The sequence below is a fragment of the Thermogemmatispora sp. genome (genome assembly GCF_042408735.1).
GTDB lineage: Bacteria > Chloroflexota > Ktedonobacteria > Ktedonobacterales > Ktedonobacteraceae > Thermogemmatispora.
Genome location: NZ_JBHOQV010000111.1, coordinates 1 through 18,922, shown reverse-complemented (window position 1 = coordinate 18,922; position 18,922 = coordinate 1). Strand labels below are relative to the sequence as shown.

15 protein-coding genes are annotated in these 18,922 nt (G+C 63.5%); 6 read left to right on the top strand and 9 right to left on the bottom strand.

What is annotated here, in order from left to right; all coding sequences use genetic code 11:
• Window positions 1–1,432 precede the first annotated feature (1,432 nt).
• Window positions 1,433–2,005 carry a hypothetical protein gene (locus tag ACFMO7_RS09675; RefSeq protein WP_376795282.1) on the top strand — a complete coding sequence of 191 codons (573 nt, stop codon included), beginning with the start codon at window positions 1,433–1,435 and terminating at the stop codon, window positions 2,003–2,005.
• Window positions 2,006–2,887: 882 nt separating this feature from the next.
• On the opposite strand, the gene ACFMO7_RS09670 is transcribed toward ACFMO7_RS09675, so the two are convergent.
• The 9 genes from ACFMO7_RS09670 to ACFMO7_RS09630 form a co-directional block, all read right to left on the bottom strand.
• Window positions 2,888–3,352 carry a hypothetical protein gene (locus ACFMO7_RS09670; RefSeq protein WP_376795281.1) on the bottom strand — a complete coding sequence of 155 codons (465 nt, stop codon included), beginning with the start codon at window positions 3,350–3,352 and terminating at the stop codon, window positions 2,888–2,890.
• Window positions 3,353–3,760: 408 nt separating this feature from the next.
• Window positions 3,761–5,017 (bottom strand): 1,4-dihydroxy-2-naphthoate octaprenyltransferase, encoded by a 1,257-nt coding sequence (menA, locus tag ACFMO7_RS09665; protein ID WP_376795280.1) that lies wholly within the window; start codon window positions 5,015–5,017, stop codon window positions 3,761–3,763.
• A gap of 232 nt (window positions 5,018–5,249) precedes the next feature.
• Window positions 5,250–5,903, bottom strand: a complete 654-nt coding sequence (locus tag ACFMO7_RS09660) for a haloacid dehalogenase (RefSeq protein ID WP_376795279.1) — start codon at window positions 5,901–5,903, stop codon at window positions 5,250–5,252.
• 288 nt (window positions 5,904–6,191) lie between these two features.
• Window positions 6,192–6,641, bottom strand: coding sequence for a hypothetical protein (locus tag ACFMO7_RS09655; RefSeq protein WP_376795278.1), 450 nt, complete (start codon window positions 6,639–6,641; stop codon window positions 6,192–6,194).
• Window positions 6,642–6,941: 300 nt separating this feature from the next.
• Entirely contained in the window at window positions 6,942–7,325 is a 384-nt protein-coding gene (locus tag ACFMO7_RS09650) for a stress response translation initiation inhibitor YciH (RefSeq protein WP_376795277.1), read from the bottom strand.
• A 102-nt stretch (window positions 7,326–7,427) separates the two neighbouring features.
• On the bottom strand, window positions 7,428–8,318 hold the full coding sequence (locus ACFMO7_RS09645) for a metal ABC transporter permease (protein WP_376795276.1): 891 nt from the start codon (window positions 8,316–8,318) through the stop codon (window positions 7,428–7,430).
• Window positions 8,315–9,229 (bottom strand): metal ABC transporter permease, encoded by a 915-nt coding sequence (locus tag ACFMO7_RS09640; protein WP_376795275.1) that lies wholly within the window; start codon window positions 9,227–9,229, stop codon window positions 8,315–8,317. The genes ACFMO7_RS09645 and ACFMO7_RS09640 overlap by 4 nt, the downstream gene beginning before the upstream one ends.
• 49 nt (window positions 9,230–9,278) lie before the next feature.
• Window positions 9,279–10,139 (bottom strand): metal ABC transporter ATP-binding protein, encoded by an 861-nt coding sequence (locus ACFMO7_RS09635; RefSeq protein WP_376795274.1) that lies wholly within the window; start codon window positions 10,137–10,139, stop codon window positions 9,279–9,281.
• A 169-nt stretch (window positions 10,140–10,308) separates the two neighbouring features.
• A complete protein-coding gene (locus ACFMO7_RS09630) occupies window positions 10,309–11,244 on the bottom strand; it encodes a metal ABC transporter solute-binding protein, Zn/Mn family (protein ID WP_376795273.1) in 936 nt (311 codons plus the stop codon).
• A gap of 401 nt (window positions 11,245–11,645) precedes the next feature.
• Between ACFMO7_RS09630 and ACFMO7_RS09625 the strand changes: the two genes are divergently transcribed.
• The 5 genes from ACFMO7_RS09625 to hemH all read left to right on the top strand — a co-directional run bounded on the left by ACFMO7_RS09625 (window position 11,646) and on the right by hemH (window position 17,920).
• The gene (locus ACFMO7_RS09625; RefSeq protein WP_376795272.1) at window positions 11,646–12,761 is read left to right on the top strand and encodes a dipeptidase; all 1,116 of its coding nucleotides are present in this window, start codon (window positions 11,646–11,648) and stop codon (window positions 12,759–12,761) included.
• Between the two features lie 60 nt (window positions 12,762–12,821).
• Window positions 12,822–13,604 carry a class I SAM-dependent methyltransferase gene (locus ACFMO7_RS09620; protein ID WP_376795271.1) on the top strand — a complete coding sequence of 261 codons (783 nt, stop codon included), beginning with the start codon at window positions 12,822–12,824 and terminating at the stop codon, window positions 13,602–13,604.
• A 474-nt stretch (window positions 13,605–14,078) separates the two neighbouring features.
• Window positions 14,079–15,479, top strand: coding sequence for a serine/threonine-protein kinase (locus ACFMO7_RS09615; protein WP_376795270.1), 1,401 nt, complete (start codon window positions 14,079–14,081; stop codon window positions 15,477–15,479).
• 144 nt (window positions 15,480–15,623) lie between these two features.
• Window positions 15,624–16,721: a uroporphyrinogen decarboxylase gene (hemE, locus tag ACFMO7_RS09610; RefSeq protein WP_376795269.1), complete on the top strand. Its 1,098-nt coding sequence runs from the start codon at window positions 15,624–15,626 to the stop codon at window positions 16,719–16,721.
• 215 nt (window positions 16,722–16,936) lie between these two features.
• Window positions 16,937–17,920, top strand: coding sequence for a ferrochelatase (gene hemH, locus ACFMO7_RS09605; protein ID WP_376795268.1), 984 nt, complete (start codon window positions 16,937–16,939; stop codon window positions 17,918–17,920).
• Window positions 17,921–18,922: the final 1,002 nt, after the last annotated feature.

Below are 18,922 nucleotides of genomic sequence, written 5' to 3'. Positions count from 1 at the left end.
CCTCCTGCAACAACTGACGGTAGTGGCGTTGCAGTTGTTGCCCCGACCCATCGATATAGCGATAGGTCACATAGCGGTAGCGCATCCGCATACTGGTTTACCTCGTTTCACTCTCCTCAAACGGATCGTGAGGCGTGACCTGCGTGCAGCTTCCGTGCTCGTCTGACTGGTGATCTGCCTGCCGGCCTCAGCCTGGCTCCCTCCGGGTGTGAGCGCCCGACCGGCTTGACTGACTCCCTGGCTGATCTGGTAGCTCCCTCTCCCTGCGCTCTAAGCTCGCCGGTCGCTGGCCTGCTGAAAAGAAGGAGCGAACTGCACAGGCCAGCGGCGGCCCACAGCACAGCCAAAAACCGGCGGGAGGGAGACCGCCGCTGTCCACCGGTGGACAGCTAGCCGGCTGGCATCGCGGGCGAGGCAATGGCCCGTCCCCCAGTCTACCCAGGTCCAGGCCTGGCTCGTACACGTACCATCTCTTAATAATAAGAGGATGATAGACCAGGATCCCGCATGCCAGGCCAGCCCCAACTACTTTCCTATCTGTCTGTCTGCCCGTCTGCCTGCCTGTCGGCTCTGCCTGCCTCCGCGCTCCAACACAACAAGCCTGCTCCCGGCTCCTGCCTGCTCGCTCCTCCCTCTCTAAGACAGTGGACGGGTTCCCCCAGGCTCCCCCGGCAGTCCAACCGCTGGTCGCTGCGATCTGTCTTCGTTGCTTTGCTTTGCTTTGCTCTGCTCTGCTCTGCGGTTGTGTCTTGGGCGAGAGAAATGGAGAAGAGGGGAGGCAAGTGCATGCGAAGCCCCGTGAACCCCGTGGACGCTATATGTGCTTATAGCAGAGGAAGATCTTTTTCGCCGCTGGCCAGCGCCTTCTGACACTCCGGGCAGAGATATTCGTACTCTGAATGGCTCTCTGAGAGGACGTCGCTCTGGATGATGCGCGCGTAGCGCAGACGTGTTGCCTTATTGCACCTGGAGCAGTTGACATATGTATCCGATATAGCAGTCCTTCTGGTGCCAAGGATGTCTTCCTGCATGACCGACACATGCCTTTCTTTCTGCTTCAAAGGTCACAATCACCCGGTAGCAGCGTGGGCCAGGGTGCGATGGCGCACGGCTGTCGGCTTGGCTGTGTGCTTTTTGAGCCTGGCCCCCTCACGGGAGCGGAGTGCGTGCGTATAGGCAGGCGTGCCTTTCCCGTCTGCAGGCCAGGTCTGTCCTTCTGGCCGCCTGGCCTTTTTGATTATGGCATGCAGGCGCGAAAATTGCAAGGTGGTTTGACGTCTTCATGACGATATGCTACTATGTCTCTTGGGCTTCATTTATTTTTCGTGCGTTTTCGCAAGGTTAGCAGGCAACTCAGTAGCTATCAGGCGCGTCTTTGCTGGTTGGTTAGCTGGGCGCGGCCAGCGCCCTGAGATGAATAGAGGGCACTCCCATGATCGCGCGAACACTCTCTCAATGGCTGGCTCGATTGTTCGCATGGTGGCCCGGGAGAAAGCGGCGCTCCCAGGCGGTGGCGGCGGAGGCGAGTGGAGCCTCCAGCGCTCCCGTGCTGGCGCCGCAGCAGCGTCCTCTGCCGGGCATGCCCACCTCCACTTCTCCTTCTACGCCGGCCAGTGGCCTGGCCTCACAAGCCGGCCCCGCTTCTCGGCTCTCGCTCTCGACTGATTGCCAGGATCTCTTTGTGCCGCCGAAGCTCCCTCCTCCACCTGGAGCGCTCGGCAGCCTGTCCTTCCTCAGTCACGGTTTCCAGGGGTTCCCGGGTCCTGTGGCCGACCCCAACTCATCCCTGAGCGAGCGCCTGCCCTGGATGGGTGGAAGCGATTTCCTGCTGCCTATGGAAGCCCCAGCCTCATCGGAGGAGCAGACCGGCGAGCCGGGTGAGCCTTCTCCGATGACTCTCGTGCAACAGCGCCGTCTGGAGTTCTTGCGCTATCTGGTCAAGCGCGGCTTTGTCAATGAGGGCTTCGACCAGGAAGATTTGCCGGAGCAGTATCGCCTGCCCTGAGTGGGGCTTCTCCCCGCGGGTTGGCTGATCTGATGATGGTGGGGGGCGCGAAAGCCAGAGCGCACCCCTGAGCTTCCACGGCGGCGCGGCAGGCAGGCTGCTGGCCTGAGCCGGTCTGGTTCCTCCGGCTCAGCCGTGAGGCTCTCGCGCTGATGGAAGAAGTGGCGACGGGCGATAGTGGTCAGGAGGAAGGTGCTCCATGTAAGTGGCGTAGGTGGATCAGCGGGTCAATCACGACCACAAGAAAAAGCAAGAAGGCCGTCCGGCACTGTTCTGACCCCCGCGCGACTGATGGGTCGCAAGAGACCCGTTGTAGTGGGGTCTGGTCTGGCGCCGTACTTGTGCTCCTCGGAAAGAGCTGCCGTGGCTCTGTTCCGGGCGAATGAACGGCGGCTGCCCCCCCTGCTGCTCTCTCTGGCGGGCCAGAAGGGTCGCATGGTCGGTGACCAATAAGGGCCTGGGCCGCGTGGGTCCAAGGTGGCAAGCGGTGGGGAATGAGGCCGGTGCAGGTCGCAGGGCGGCGATCACTGAGCTGTCTTGTGTACGAAAAAGCTGCGTCAACTGTCGTGCTGGCTGGTGGGGCGGAGGGCCAGATGCGCGGAACGTCAGCCCGGTGGCTTCCGTCGGTAACAGAAGCTGCTTCTTGATGGGGGTCGCTGGCTCCTGTGTTGACGCCGGCTAGCCGGCTGACCGCTGTTTGCCTTGTGATTGATTGCGAGCGCTGCCGAAGCTATGGTGAAAGGCGATTCGATTGATCGAGGCCCTGGGTCAGGAAGGCGCTCATCAGAGAAGGGCGGAGAGCGAGGTCTGGCCGCTGAGACAGAGCGTCATCTCACCTGCCTGCCATCTCCTCTCCTTCTATCTTCCTTGCTTCCCTTCGGCCTAATCTTCGATGGCTGTCTCGCTCAGGCGCAGGACCAGGCGGCAGAAATGGAGCATGGCAGCGGCGAACTCCAGATAGGTCTCATCGCTGGAAGTGGCACTTGGGCCAGGTGTTGCACGGCGGCGTAAGGCGCGCAGCACAACCATGACGTCTTCCTTGAGGGAAGCATCGAGATCGCCGTTTTGCATCAGGCGGATCACCTGAGCCACAATTGAGTCGACTTCGCGGCGCATCAGGCGGAGTTCTGTTAACCAGGCATCCTCTTCGGCTTCGGCGGGTGGGGAGGCATCGTCCTCCCATGCGGGGACCGGCAAGGTCGTGCTCTCTCCGTTGTCCTGCCTGACATCGCTGTAGCTCGCACGCTGTTTGGCCTGGAGGTGAGTATGGGAGTCAGGTGCTTCGCCTTCGAGCGTTACCCCCAGCTCACGCAGTAGCTCGGCTAGTTCCTGTTCCCAGCCAGCCATGAGGCACCTCCTTCTGAAATAACCGCCAGGACGTCCTTGACACACCCAAAGTGTAGCACAGTGTACCATCCCTGTAAATGGGTCGAATGGGCTGAGACACTCGCCTGAATCGCCCGGGCGAAGCCTGCTTCTTGTTGAGGCTCTTTCTCCGACTGCGGCTGCTGGCGCGACAGGCTGCTCTTGCCACCGCCAGACCCGGGCCCCAATTCATCTATCTGGTCCTGGGAAGCAGATGTGGATAGATGACAGTGGACGAGGATGGATAGCCAGAGAGGCGGCGGACCAGGCCGGCGGAAGCGGAGAGACGAGGGGGGAAGAAGGACAGGAAGAGAAGAAAGTTGGCGCCGGGTGCGTCGCCTTCTTGAGGAGGCCCGGCGCCAGGGATGCGGCGAGTCGGAGCGGGCTGGCTCAGGGCAAGGCCAGGGAAGGCACCTGGGGCAGGATGGGCAGGATGGCCGAGAGCAGGAGGCCCACGGCGAGCAGGGCGATAAACCAGGCCTCCAGCTTGAGCATCTCGCGCATGACCAGGTGCAGACCCGAGGCGAGGTCGGTGCGCACGATACCACTCACCACCACCACCAGGGTCGGCAGGGTCCAGAGGGCGATCAACACCAGGTGCGGCGCGTTGTGCGGCAGGCCGATCAGAAGCAGGACAAGGTAGGCGCCTCCCAGAAGGAGCAGGAAGAGGATCCGGTTGAGACCCAGACCCAGAGTGTTGGCCAGGGTACGCTTGCCGGCCTGCGCATCGTCCTCGACGTCCCGCATGTCGTTGACGTGGACGAAAGCGGTCGCCAGTAGGCCCGGCATCAGGCTGTAGAGCCAGACCTGTCCGTCAAGCTGAGAACGCTGCAGGTAGTAGGCTCCCAGAGTGATCAGCGGTCCGTAGATGCAGAAAGCGACCGGCAGGCCGAGCATGAGCGAGGAGAGTGCCCGCCGTGTAGCGCTATAGAAGTAGGCCGCCAATAGACCGAGCAGGCCGAAGAGGAGCAGCGGCCAACCGGAGGCCAGGGCGAGCAGCAGGCCGAGCAGCGAGCCGCCGGCCAGAAGAACCATGCCAAGGGTCAGGACGCGCGTCGGCTTGATCAGGCCTTGCTGGATGAGCTTGCCCGGTCCCAGGGTGTTGCTGGTGTCGATCCCGCGGAGGTAGTCGTAGTAGTCGTTAATGAGATTGGCCCCAAGCTGCAGAAGGAGGACGGCTAGCAGCCCCACCAGAAAACGCTGGGGATGCCACTGTCCCAGGCCCAACAGTCCACGCACGTTCAGGACCTGCGCCAGGGCGAGGACGCTCCCCAGGAGGAACGGCATGGCGCTCAAGACAAGGTAGCGCGGCCGCATGCCTTCCCACCAGATGCGCAACCACTCGCTGGCGCTGCGCCGGTACTCCGCCGGCTGGGCAACCAACGGGGTCGGTGTGCTGACCGCTTCTCCGGCCGCTACCGAGTGCACCGAGACCTCGGGCTGCAGGGTGCTGAGGGTCTGCAGCGATCCAAGGGGAATGGTGGGAACCTCTTCCGCCTGGACAGACTCGGCGGTCACAATCTGTGAGCTGGCTTTGATGTCGTTCTGGCGCTGCTTCCCTTTCCCATTGCTGATCGTATCGCCAGGTTCTGTATGCTCTAACTCTTTTGCTGGCTGCTCTTTGTTCGTAAGCTCTTGCTGCGACATATGCCCCCCTTTTGCTGCGCACTTGCCGCTGGCTCCGGCGGCGCACCACCAGGTCTCTCCCTGATGGCGAGAAGACAGAGAGACGTTAGACGATAAGAATTGTGATAAATGTAATAGAAGATAACTGCTCTGATTGCACTGCCCACGGACCGCAGACCCTAAAAGAGCCTGCAAGCTGAGCAGGTAACGCCTTCGTCACTGTTAGTATACAACCTGCCAGCCAATCAGCACATCACGAAGACGCCGCATCCTTCCTGTGGAGCGCGCCCAGCAGCTCGCTGATCTTTTCCTCGAGCTGGGCTTGTCGGACGGCAACGGTGAGGTCGCCGCGCGTCTTCTCGAGGATTGCCCGTGTTGTGTCGGTTGTGCGGCGCAGGCCGCCGGTGATGGCATCGGGGAAGTCGATGGTGATCAGCAAGGCGTAGATGTCGTCCATATGCTGCAGGAGCTGCTCGCACTCGGCCAGCCAGCCGTGGCGCAGGCGGTCGAGGACGTAACGCCGCAGCTCGCCAACGGCCTCCCCCAGGCCGTTGAGGTAGGGCGCCCAATCAACCTTGAGACTTTGTGGATGGGGCAAGGCCCTCCCCTGGATCAGCGCCAGAAAGGCCGCCGCCTCGGCGTATTCTTTCTGGGCGTCCTGAACGAAGCCGGCATAGAAAACATCCGGCTGCTCGCGCAGGTCGGCCCCAATCTGGGCCAGCAGTTCTGCCGCCTTCGCGAGCAGCTCCTCGGCGGCGGCAAACTCTCGTCGATGGGCCGCCCGGATGCTGTTGGCGCAGTAGCGGATCAAGGTGCGTGCACGCGGCAGGGCCTGCTCACGTGCGGTGTTTTTCTGGTTGAGATAGTCGAGCGCTTCTTGACCAAGGCTCTCCAGGTTCTCGATCATAGTACTTACCTTCGCGGACCTCTTTTCGAATATTGCCAGTGTACCATAGATCAATATGCCTGGCATCTTCTCTGGGGCGCAGACAGCAAAAAATCCCACTCGCCTGACCAGGGAGGCCGCATGCACAGGCGAGTGGGCGACTCTTTCTTCTCTTGACTTATTTGTCTGTCTGCTTGCCTGCTGGCCGGCCCTCGGCTCTTGTGGCCTGGCCGGGCCTGGCTGGGCCAGGCTGGGAGGCTTCCTGGTGGCCGGTCAGCGCGCCGCGCGCTCTCTGGGAGCCTGCAGGGCCTATACCAGGCGTGTCACCTCGATCTCCGGTGGGAACCGCATCTGGTCAAGGTCGCCGGCCCAGAAGAGCTGCTTCATGATCTCGGCGACGGCGTAGAGGAGGTGCTGCAGGCTGACCTCGCGGCTGCGCTCAAAGGGGGCGCTGCCGTGGTAGCTGGCGAGGCTGCGGAACCAGTTGTTGATGCCCGTCCGCTCGCTCAGGCGCACCAGGTAGACTTCCATCTTCAGGGCGCCGTATTCGATGGGAACGATGATGCGCAGCTGCGGCTCGTGCTCGATGATGTCGAGGCGATAGAAGACGCCGTAGTGGTCGCGCGATGCCTGGAAGATGGAGACTTCGGGCGCCTCGTTCTCTATCCCTTCGTGCTCTTCATAAGGCTCCGGTTGCTGCTGTTCCATACTGACTCCCAGGTTGGCCAGCAAACTCTCCAGCTGTTCGTGAATGTTCATGGTGTGCGCTTCCCCTTCCTCTTTGCAGCGTACTCGTTCGCCAATGGCGCGCTCTGGCTCCTTGCTGAGGCGACCTGGCCCCTTGGCTTGGGCGCCTGGCCTGGGCAGGGGAGCGCAGGCCACCTCGCTTACTCTGTCTTTCTCTCTGGCCAACGCAAAAGCGGAATCCACTCTCAGGAACGCGGCCTGCCAGGCGGAAGCCCCGCGCTATGCAGGCAGGGCTGTCGGGGGACTTCCGCCTGCTGCCCGCTGCTGGGAAGAGGCTGCGAGAGCACGAGGAGAGATGGGGGAGCGAGCGGGTTAGCCTCCGGCTCGCCTGGCCCGGTAGCCCTGTTCCTGCAGGTAGGCCAGGATCTTGTCGCAGTGGTCGCCCTGGATCTCAATGGTCCCTTCCTTGACGGTTCCTCCCGCTCCGCAGAGGCGCTTGAGGTGGCGCGCCAGGGCCTCCAGCTCGACCTGGCCGATGGGCAGACCGCGAATCACGGTGACCGTCTTGCCGCCGCGCTGGGCGCGCTCGCGGCTGACGCGCACGCTTCCCCCTCCGGCGGCCCTGGCGGCGCTTGCTTGTGCCTGGCTCGGCTGGCTGCCCTCGCTCTGGCAGCGGCAGTGGCGATAGGGCTGGTGGCAGACGGGACAATGGGTTACTCGTCCGCCGTCGGTGCTGTAGACGAGACGATCTGGCATGCTGGGCTTCTCTTCCTTTCTTGGTTTCTTGCTTGTCCGGCTGGGGTGTGCTGGTGCTCCTTGCGGGAGGCGTGGACCTGCCCCGCTCGGCGGGGATGGCGCTCAGGCGGCGGTGCGTCGCCCTTTACAGGGGTGGGCCGGCGGGGGTGGAGCCGGCGGCGATCGGCGTTGACGCAGATGGGCGCCGAGAGAGGCACCTGCGTAGCAGAGCGTGGCCAGGGTGGCGATGCAGAAGCTGGCGGGCAGGTGCTGGCCTGGCCCCAGGAAGGCGATGAGGAGTCCGCCCCAGGTGCTGCCAAGGCCCAGCAGGATGGCCAGCAGGAGGGCGCCCGCCGGCGAGGCGCTGAGCCGTTGGGCGGCTGCCGCTGGGGCAACGAGGAGAGCGAAGACAAGCAGGACGCCGATGACGAGGACGCTGATGGCGGTGGCAAGGGCCAGCAGCAGGAGAAAAAGGACCGAGAGGAGGCGCACCGGCACGCCGCGCGCTTCGGCAACCTCGGGATCAATGGAGGCGAAGAGCAGCGGTCGGTAGAGGATGAGCAGGACCAGGCTGCAGCCCAGGGCGCAGCCCAGGCTCAGCCAGACGTCCCCACGGCTGACGCTGAGAATGGAGCCGAAGAGAATGCCGACGCCGGCGCTGGCGTGGCTGCCGCTGCTGGCGGCGTAGAGACTCAGAAAGAGGACGCCTAGCCCAAGGGCGAAGGAGAGCACCATGCCGATCTCGATGTCGCGCCCCCTCAGGCGCTCTCCAAGCAGACCAATGGCCAGGGCGGCCAGCAGGCTGAGGAGAAGCATGCCTGGTAAGGGACTGAGGCCCAGCAGGGCGGCTCCCGTGGCTCCGCTGAAGCCGATGTCGGTCAGGGCTTCACCGGCGAAGGTCTGGGCGCGAAGGACGAGAAAATAGCCGACTAAGGCGGCTGCGATGGCCACACAGCCACCGGCCAGGAAGGCGTTCTGGATAAATTCGTGCTGCCAAAGGGTGCCGATGTTCATGGCCGGATGCTCCTCTCTGGGATGTCGTTGCTGGCTCTGGAACTGACGGGCTGTGGGCGTCCCTCGCCGCTGGCCGCCGCCCAGGCCGGACCAGCGGGCCGTCGCCTCCGCTGCCTGCCCGGTGCCAGCAAACGCACGGGCAGGTAGACGCTAAAGGAAAGGAAGGCGATGAAGAAGCTGACAGGAATGGTGCCGCTGAGGACCGCCAGCAGCAGCCCCAGCCAGGTGTAGAGCAGTCCCAGGACAATCGCCAACAGGATGACTGCCCACGGACGCAGGGCCAGCCGCCCAGCGGTGGCCGCCGGCCCCACGAGCAGGGTGAAAACCAGCAGGGCGCCAACGATCTGTACGGCGATGGCGATGGTCAGAGCGACCAGGATGAGGAAGGCGATGGACAACAGGCGCACGGGGACGCCGCGCGCCTCGGCAACTTCGGGATCGTAGGAGCTGAAGAGGAGAGGGCGGAAAAGGGCCAGGATGCTGAGGAGGATGAGCAGGCTGACGCCAAGGCTGAGCAGGACGTCAAGATGGCTGATCCCCAAAATGGTGCCGAAGAGGATGCTGTAGACACGCTCGGCGTAGCCGCTGTAGAGGGAGAGGAAGAGCAGGCCAAGGGCCAGGGCAAAGGTCATGAGGATGCCAATGGCCAGGTCCCTTTCGCGCAGGTCGCGCCCAAGCAGGCCGATGCCAACCGCTGCCCCGATGGTGAAGACCAGCAGCCCAAAGATGGGGTCGAGACCGAGCAGCACGGCGCCGGCCGCCCCCGCAAAGCCAATGTTGGGTAGGGCATGGCCGGCAAAGGTCAAGCCACGCAGCAGCAGGAAATAGCCTGTCACGGCGGCTACGATGGCAATGCAGGTCCCGGCTAAAAAGGCGTTTTGGATAAATGGATAGCTCAAAAGACCTAACATGGTGCTTTCGCTCCTTTTCTCTCCCCTTGCTGGCTGGTGGCTGCCCGCCCTAAATGTCAACGCCTACTACGAAGAGTCGTCCCAGGGCCTCAACGACCTCGACCGGCGCCCCGTAGAGGGCGCTCAGGGTGGCGCTGGTGATCACCTGTTCCGGCTTGCCGATGGCGGCGTGTCCGCGGGCCAGATAGAGGACACGGTCGACGACCGGCAGCAGGGGGTTGACGTCGTGGGTGACCAGTAAGACGGTCATGCCACGGGTGCGAGAAAGGCGGGCGATGAGGGCGATGATCTCTTGTTCGTGGCTGATGTCAAGGTTGGAAAGCGGCTCGTCGAGCAGGAGCAGGCGAGGCTGGCTGAGGAGGGCCTGAGCGATGAGGAGACGCTGCTGTTCGCCTCCCGAGAGCTGATTGACGGGCATGTCGGCCAGGGCCAGCGCGTCGACCTCAGTCAGGGCTTGCTCGATCAATGCCTGGCGCCGCCCGCCGGCTCTGAGCCAGCCCGGCCCCCAGCGGTGGCCATCGAGGCCGAAGCCGACCAGGTCGCGCGCGCGCAGGCTGATGGCCCCTTCCAGAAGGCGATGCTGAGGGGCGTAACCGATGAGTCGGTTGCCACGCCGCGGCGCCTGCCCGAAGATACGCACCTGGCCTGCGCTGGGTCGAATCAGGCCGAGCAGCACCTTAAGGAGAGTGCTCTTGCCGGCGCCGTTCGGCCCCAACACGGCGATGAATTCGCCCGGACCGATGGTAAAGGTCACATCCTGGAGGATGCTCCGCCCTCCCAGGCAGACGCTGACCCTCTCTAGCTCGATCACTGGTCCTGCTGGATGAGCTGGCTGCTCCTCTTCCGTTGAGGTGGGGGCGAGTGGCCCCAGACCGGGAAGGCTGAGGCGCTGGTCGTGCTGGGTGCTCACTGTCTACGCTCCTTTCCTGCTCTTCCTGTCCTACGCTAATCGACTGCTCTCACTCCCAAGGGCTGGGCCTGAGCGGGGCCTGTCTCCCTCTCTCGGCCCGGCTCAGGCTCTCTTCCTGATTACTGGCTGACTGACTGGCTCGCCGACTGGTGACTGACCTCTCTCTCGCTCAGGCCGTTTGAGCGCTCTGTAGGGCGCTCTCCAGGGCGTTGAGTTGCTCAAGCATCCAGGTCTGATAGCTTTTGCCCGGGGGCATGGTCTCGCTGACGGCTACCAAGGGTATGTGATGCGCCTGGGCTTCGCTGCGCAGCTTGCTGGTGATGGCCGTGGCAGTCTGCTCATTATAAATCAAAACTTTGATGCGCTGCTGCTGGATCTGGCTCTCAACGGTGACTACGCTGCTGGCCGGGGGGTCGTTTCCCTCAGCAATGGCTTTCTGGAAGTCGAAGGGAGTGAGGACCTTCAGCCCCATCAGCGTGCTCTGGTAGAGAAAGAGGGTCTCGGTCAGGCCAACTGGCGTGCCGCTGTAGCGCGCTTTGATCTCGGCCAGCTTGCTGTTGATCTGCTCTAGTGAGCTGAGGAAGCGCTGCAGGTTCTGGTTATAGCCGCTGGCATGGGCCGGGTCGAGCTTCTGAAGGGCCTGGGTAATGGCCCTGGCAATGGCGGCCATGTCGGTGGGACTGTACCAGATGTGCTCGTTGTCTTCTAGCTTGACAGGGGCCAGGTCGTACCCCTTGAGAACAATGCGCCCTTCTTGGGGCGCTGCCGCCAGTAGACGGTCGATCCAGCTATCATAGCCGCCACCATTGGCAATGACTAGCCTGGCCTCGGCTACGGCGGCGGCGTTCTGGACGTTGCTTTCGTATTCGTGAGGGTCGATGTTGGGATCGCTCAGGATGCTGGTGACGGAAACCCGATCACCGCCCAGTTGGCGCGCCAGGTCACCGTAGAAGTTCTCCGCCGCTACGATGGCCAGCTTCCCCGCGCTCTCTCCGCTGCCGCCAGCACTCAGACCACCCGCGCTGCAGGCGCTCCCGAGCAGGCTGAACAGCAATGTCCCAAGGATAAGCCAGAGGCGTGCCCCATGGCGCTTCTTGTGCTGCATGCCGCTTGCTCCTCTCCTGACCACAAGCCCTCTCCGAGCTTGCGGCGTTATTGAGACGCTATCTCTCTTGCTGAGGAGCATACCACAGGAATAGAGCGCTGTCAATGAGATAGTGTCTCAACAAGTGGAGGCCGTAGCAGGAGAAGCGAGCGCAGGAGGGAGAAAAGCCGCATCGGAGGGCGGTGAACGAACTCCGCCCTCTCTCGCGGGCCGCCTGGTGGACTGGCCGTCGGCCTGTCTTGCGGGCTGTCTTGCTCGCTTCTCGACACGGTCAGAGGGTGTGGCATATCATGAAGTTGTGGCCGGGGCCAGGGGCGGCGCTGCGGCTCCTTCGCCAGGGGGGCTGGGCGCGGGCTGCCTGGCCGGGTTGCTGAACTGGAGAGAGGGAGCGAAAACCAGTGATGTTCATTGTTGATGCCCATCAAGACATTGCCTACAATGCCCTGGAGTGGGGACGTGATGTCCGCCGGTCGGTGGCCGAGACGCGAGAGCTGGAGGCCCGCGAGCACCCTGATTACTGTCGTGAGGATGCCCAGGGGGGCATCTGCATGGTGGGGCTGCCGGAGCTGCGCCGCGGGGACGTGGCCATTGTCTTCGGCACGCTTTTTGCCTATCCCCTCCTGGTGGGTGTGGGGAAGGGCGTCAATGCCCGCTATCGGCTGACCCAGGCCTATCGCGAGCCAGATGGGGCCTGGCGAGTGGCGTGGGGACAGTTGGACTACTATCGTCGGCTGGCGCAGGAGGCTGGTGTCTGCTTGCTGCTGACTCAGGAGGATCTGGCGCGCTTCATCGGGGCCTGGTCGCAGAGCAATGCGGCTGATCCGCAGCGCCCCTTTGGCCTGGTACCCCTGATGGAGGGGGCCGATGCCGTGCGCCGACCCGAGGAGGCGGAAGAGTGGTTTGCGGCGGGTTTGCGCTTTCTGGGGCTGGCCTGGGCCCATGGCTCCCGCTACTGCGGCGGCAATGGGCGGCCTGGCCCTCTGACCGCGGAGGGGCTGAGCCTCTTGCGTCATATGGAGCGTCTTGGCCTGGTGCTCGATACCAGTCACCTGGCCGAAGAGAGTTTCTGGCAGGCCCTGCAGCATTTTGGCGGCACAGTCGTGGCCAGCCATAGCAACTGTCGGGCTCTGGTCGATAGTCCTCGCCACCTGAGCGATGCTATGATCCGCGCCATTGCTGAGCGCGGCGGCGTCATTGGGATCGCGCCGATCAATCCTTTTCTCTACGCTGACTGGAAGCGCAGCCAGCCTTTCCCGGTCTCGCTGCGTCGCGTGGTGGAGCACATCGATCATATCTGTCAGCTAACGGGAAGCGCTAACCACGTGGGGATCGGCAGCGATCTCGATGGAGGCTTCGGACGCGATGAGACGCCCGTGGAGCTGGAGACGGTGGCCGATTTTCCACGCCTGGCGGAGGCTCTGGCGGCGGCTGGCTATGCCCAAGAAGATATTGTGCGTATTATGGGGGGCAACTGGCTACGCTTGCTGGAGCGCGTTCTGCCACCCGCGGGCCTCTGACCTGCCATCGTCAACCGTACAGTGAAAGGTAAGCCTGGATCTGTTGCAGGAGCTGCTTTGATGAGTGATCCATTTGCTCCAGACCTGGCGCGCCTGAGGCGCTTTCAAGATCCCGCTCTGGTCAGGCGCTACCATTTGCGCCCCTCCTACCCGCCAGAGACCTTTCTCGTCCTCAACGAGTTGATCGTGGATGAGCCGCGCGTGGTGCTTGACCTGGGCTGCGGAATCGGCACTATTGCTCGTCCGCTGGCTGCCCTCGTTGAGCGCGTTGATGCGGTCGATGTCTCGCTGCCGATGCTGGAGCGTGCCAGGGAGCTGCCCGGGGGCGAGGCGCCGGGGATTCGCTGGATTCATGGCCGGGCTGAGGATGTGATCTTGACGCCTCCCTATGCTCTGGTGACGGCGGGCATGTCTCTCCACTGGATGCATTGGGAGCAGGTTCTGCCCCGCCTCGCGCGTGTCCTGACGCCGCGGGGCCTGCTGGCTATTCTCAATGTGCAGCAGTCTGGCCCCTGGCAGCAGGCGTTTCTCCGGATCCGCCAGCGCTTCGCCCATGAGGCGCCTGGGCCGCGGCTGAATCTGGTCGCTGAGCTGGAGCGGCGGGGACTCTTTCGCCTGCGCGGCGAGCACCGCAGCGCGCCGAGTCTGATGCAGCAGACGATCGAGGATTTCATTGCCGCCCAATATGCCTATAGCTCGCTGGCGGCGATGGAGGCGGCCCAGGCGGCCAGCTTTGAGCGGGAGATGCGGGCCTTGCTGACGCCCTTTGCCCGGGATGGTCTGCTCAGCTTCGAGGTGGTGAGCACGATCACCTGGGGCCAGCCTTGCTGCGCCGAGGGCTGAGGGGTCTGAACTGGACTGGATTGGACTGGCGATCAGGCGCTGAAACGCTTTGGGCGCGCTCGCGGTGTTAGCATACGAGGAGGTGGGGTCGACGACTCCCGGCTCAAGCCAGGAGCGTGCCCACAGTCTGATCGGCCCGGGCTTCCGGGCTGGTTGGCCGCAGCCCACTGCCCCGTACCGGAGGACAGTCGAGCAGCCCTGGCCGGGTCGACCCGCTTTCCCCTGTGCGAGGTGAGGCGAAGCCGTTGCTGCCCGCTGGTCAGTGCCGTTGGCCGCATGGGGAGCGGGATACCGCCAGAGAGACGGCGGTGTCGACTCCATGCGGAGCGCCCGGAGCGAGGGGGCCGCCTTCCTCCCCTGGCCGAAGCCAGGGATCCCCAGCGGCCTGTCTTTATGGAAGAGGGGAGCGCGCTGCGCTTCACGAGGAGGAGCACGAGACCCTGTGCGTTCAGCGCCAGAAAGCAGAGGAGGCCGATGTCCGTACCACCTGCAAGGATTGCCGGTCGCTATCAGCTGCTGTCGCTCTTAGGGCGGGGCGGCATGTCAGAGGTCTATCTGGCCTGGGATCAGGAGCACGCCTGCGAGGTGGCGCTCAAGCTTGTTGATGCTCACCAGGCCGAGTATCGTGCCCGCTTTCAGCGGGAAGTTGCTGCTTTGAGCAGGCTACACCATCCACATATTCTATCTGTTATTGATTATGGATGTTCCGAAAGCTACTGTTATATTGTGATGCCCTATATAAGGGAGGGCAGTTTGCGGGATTATCTGGCGGCTCGCGGTCAGCTAAGCGTGGAAGAGGCGGGGCTGATTCTCGCTCAGGTGGCTTCCGCCTTGCAGTATTTGCATGAACGGGGACTGCTTCATCGTGACATCAAGCCGGGCAATATCTTGCTTGCCAGGACTGGAGGGGCGGCAGGGTCGGAGGGGGAGGAGCCGACGCCGGCCCTTCATACCTATCTGGCCGATTTCGGCCTCGTGGGTCCCACCGACGAGGCCGGTCACTTGAACGAGCGCCTGACGGCCAGTGGTTGTCTGATAGGAACGCCCGATTATCTGGCACCTGAGCTGGCGGAGCAGGCCCCGGCGGTGACCAGCGATGTCTATGCCCTGGGCGTGGTGCTCTACGAGATGCTTACGGGGGCGGTTCCCTTTAAGGGACCTACGCCTCTGGCCACGCTCTGGCAGCATCTGCATGCCCCCCCGCCCTCGTTGGAGAGGCTCAATCCAGCTATTCCGCCGTCGGTGGCGGCGGTCGTGCTCAGGGCCTTGGAGAAGGACCCGGCTCGCCGCTTTCCCTCGGCCCAGGCTCTGGCCCGGGCTTACGAGCAGGCTCTGGCCGGCCTGGCTCTTGAGGAGACCTTGCGTCTGGAAGTTGTGCCGGGGCGGCAGCCGGCTGCCGCCCTGACTCCGCTCTCTGCCGAGGGAGCTGGTCGCGAGCGGCGGCTGCTGGCTTTGGGACTACTGCTGGCGCTGGCTACCTTCTCTTGTGCCCTCATTCTCAGTTCTTACGCTTCGGCTCCCCCCACGACAGGAGGGGGAAGGCAGTCGAGTTCGGGTACGCCTGTTACTGTCACGGCGCGCCCGCCGGCCTCGGCCACGCCTCCGGCTTCCTCTGGCTCGCTCCCGTCGGCGGCTACGACGCCGGTCCCTACGCCGACGGCTCCGGTGGGGACCACGCGCCAGACCGGCGGCCAGTCACCGGCGCCCTCGCCTTCTTCGGCGGGTGCTGGTGGACAGCGCCACGGTCGACCTGACCCGCCTGGCCGGGGGCATGGAAAGGGACATGGCGATGCTGGTCAGTCGATCCGGGCAGGGAAGCCGCATGCTGTCAGCTCTGGCCGTCTGCCGCGGAGTTACAAAAATCTCACAATCTAGTAGAAAGTGGTCGAGATTTTTGCAAAATTTGCCGCCGCCCTGGCTTCCACGCTATCATATGACATGGCAAGGGGCGAGGACCTCCAGACCTCCTCGCCTGATCCTCATAAGAAAGGACTCCGTTTTCCGGGATCGTCTTATTCTATGCAGACTGAACAAGAGCATCACTCGCAGGTGGAAGGCGCGGGGCCGGCGGCCTCTACGGGGCTGGCGCGTTTCCTGGCTGCCTGCCGTGGGCAGCAGCCCGACGCCACGCCGGTCTGGTTTATGCGCCAGGCCGGACGCTGCCTCGCCGAATACCGTGAGCTACGCAAGCGCTACGACATCCTCACGATGGCCAAGACGCCTGAGCTGTGTGCCCAGGTGACCCTCATGCCAGTCGAGCAGCTCGGGGTCGATGCGGCAGTTCTCTATGCCGACATTATGCTTCCAATAGAGGGCATGGGGGTCTCGCTGGAGATCCAGCCTGAGATTGGCCCTATTATCCACCACCCAATCCGCACGATGAGCGATGTGGCGGCCCTGCAGGTACGCGAGCCGGAGGAGGCCACACCCTTTGTGCTGGAGGCTATCCGCCTGGTGCGGGGCGAACTGGAGGGGAAGAAGGCTGTCATTGGCTTCTCCGGGGCTCCTTTTACGCTGGCCTGCTATTTGATCGAGGGGCGTCCGTCGCGTGACTACACCCAGGCCAAGGCGGTGATGTATGGGCAGCCAGCCCTCTGGCATGCTCTCATGGAGAAGCTGACCGAGGTGGTGACGCGCTATCTGCTGGGGCAGATCCGCGCTGGGGTGACGGCCGTCCAGCTCTTCGATAGCTGGATCGGAGCCATTGGGCCGGAGGCCTACCGTCGCTATGTGCTCCCCTATAGTCAGCGCATCTTTACGGCGGTCAAGCAGACGGGCACGCCGAGCATCCATTTCGGCACGGGTAACGCTGCCTTGTTGGAGCTGCTCGCTGAGGCGGGGGGCGATGTCATCAGCGTGGACTGGCGCGTCAATCTCGATGCCGCCTGGGAGCGCATTGGCTACGGGCGCGGTATTCAGGGCAATCTGGATCCGGTCTTGCTTCTGGCCCCCTGGGAGATCCTCGAAGAGGGGGCGCGCGATGTGCTGCGCCGCGCCGGAGGCCGACCCGGCCATATCTTCAATCTGGGACATGGGGTGCCTGCCGAGGCCGATCCGGCGGTGCTGCGCCGTCTGGTTGACTTTGTGCATGAGGAGACGCGCCGCCACCAGGGATGAGAGGGCGACGCGTCAAGGCGACGTTCGCATGCCTTGATTTCTTCGCTTCCCGGGTGCGCGTTCAGGATTCATCAGCCGCTGCTGGGTCCTGCCGCTCAGATCAGGGACTCCGCGCTTCCTGCCTTTAGTTTTTGTAGCAGGAACAGTATAAGCAGCAACAAGCGAGAGAGCTGAGTGAAATCTCTTATCTCAAGAGAAGAGAGGGATAGACTTCGATGGAGAGCGTCAAGCGTGTCGGCGTGGTCTTGATGACCTATGGTTCGCCGGCCACTCTCGATGACGTTGAGACCTATATGACGAATGTCCGCGGTGGGCGCAAGCCTGAGCCGGAGCTGGTTGAGGAGTTCCGGCGCCGCTACGAGCTGATCGGTGGCTCGCCGCTGATCGCGATCACTCAGCGGCAGGCCGCCGCGCTCGAGGAGGAGCTGAATCGGCGTTACCCGACTGGGCCGCGCTTTCGGGTTGTGGCGGGGATGCGCTTCTCGCCGCCGTTTGTGGCCGATGTGGTGCCCGAGGCAGCTCAGGAAGCTCAGGCGCTGATCGGCCTGATTATGTCGCCGCAGTATTCGCCGATCATTATGGGCGGTTACGTCAAGGCTCTGCAGGAGGGCGCGGCCCGCTTGGGGCGCGCGGATCTGCTGGTAAGGGTGGCTGAGGATTGGCATCTGCAGCCCGATTTTATTGGGGCCCTGGCGGGGAGAGTGCGTCAGGCGCTGGATCGTTTCCCTCCGGAGGTGCGCGCGCAGGTGCCGGTGCTTTTTACTGCCCATAGTATGCCGAAGCGCGTGGTGGATGGGGAGCCGGGCTATATTGCGGCCCTTAAGGAGACGGCGGCGGCGATCGCCGGGCGGCTGGGTTTGCCATCTGAGCGCTGGCTCTTCTGTTATCAGAGCGCCGGCCATACGCCGGAGGAGTGGCTGAAGCCGGATTTTGCCGATGTGATGCCGGAGTTGCGGGCGGCTGGCCATACACACGTCTTGATGGCGCCGGTGCAGTTTCTGGCCGATCATCTGGAGATCCTCTACGATATCGATGTGGGAGCGAGGGAGCAAGCGGAGCAGGCAGGATTGCACTTTGCACGCATCGAGTCGTTGAATGTGGAACCGCGCTTTATCGCTGCGCTGGCTACGGTGGTGGAGGAGACGCTGCACGAGGCTCTGAAGGAGCTTCCATCGGCGGCGCAGGCGCAGGCCCGCTAAAGGTGAGTTGGTGCTGCAATGCCGGGTCGGAGAGGCCAGGCGGGGAGCAGCGGGAAGATCTGGGCCGGTCTCGGGCTTTCCTGCTGCTCCTGGCGCAAGGCTTTCCTGACCCGGCTGGTTGTTTGTGGGAAGGTCATGGAGGCTCCGCCGACGGCCCGCCTTTGAGGGCTGGGTCGCCAGGTTCTGGCTGCAGTCCTTGGGCTCGCGGCCTGAGGTTGGCGCCTGGCGATTCGGCTGGTGATCTGCTTGCTGATCTGCGCCACCTCTAGGAGGCGTCCCGACAGCTCAGGACCCCAGCCCGCTGGCTGCATCTCGCCCGTGGCAAAGAGAGCGAATTCTGTACCCAGCGCCTGCGCAGCGCTTCCTTAGGGAGGGAGAATAGACGATCTGATCGGCTGGCTTGTTGCTCTGCAGAGAATCACGCGTGATGTACCTCCTCTCCGCTGGGGAGGAAGGGTGGGTAGCGGCTTTGCTTGTTCTCAGCCGTGGAACGCTCCTCTGGAAGAGGAAAGGGTAAGGGTTTGTGATGACTAGACTGATTATAGTCTATAGGCTGATATAAGTCGATATAGGTGACGGATGGAGAGCGGGTAGATATTGAGGAAGCTGGCGGGGGAGGAGGGAGCAGGGGAAGGAAGAGAAAGGTGGTGAGGGAGTCTGTGCTGTCGCTGGCTGGCGATTGGCTGGTTGAGGGGAGAGGTTGGTCGGGTCCGGGATGGTGTGGTTGGGCCTGGAGCGCGGTGTAGTCCCCATGCCAGACTGGCCACGCTTCCCTCGCCGGAGGTATGGTCGCGGTGGCGTGGTGGCCAGGATACAGGAGTGCTAACGCTTGGGATGAGAGGGTGATCTGTATCTGCTGAGGAGAGGAGCCGATGCGCGCCGGTTCTCTCCCCCCGGTACTGACCCGGGGGGAGAGGGTTAGGGGGAGGCACGCCAGGGGGGGCGGTGGGCAGGAGTGAAAGGAGCGAGGAAGAGGAAGGTGTCGGCGTCGATGCCGGGGGC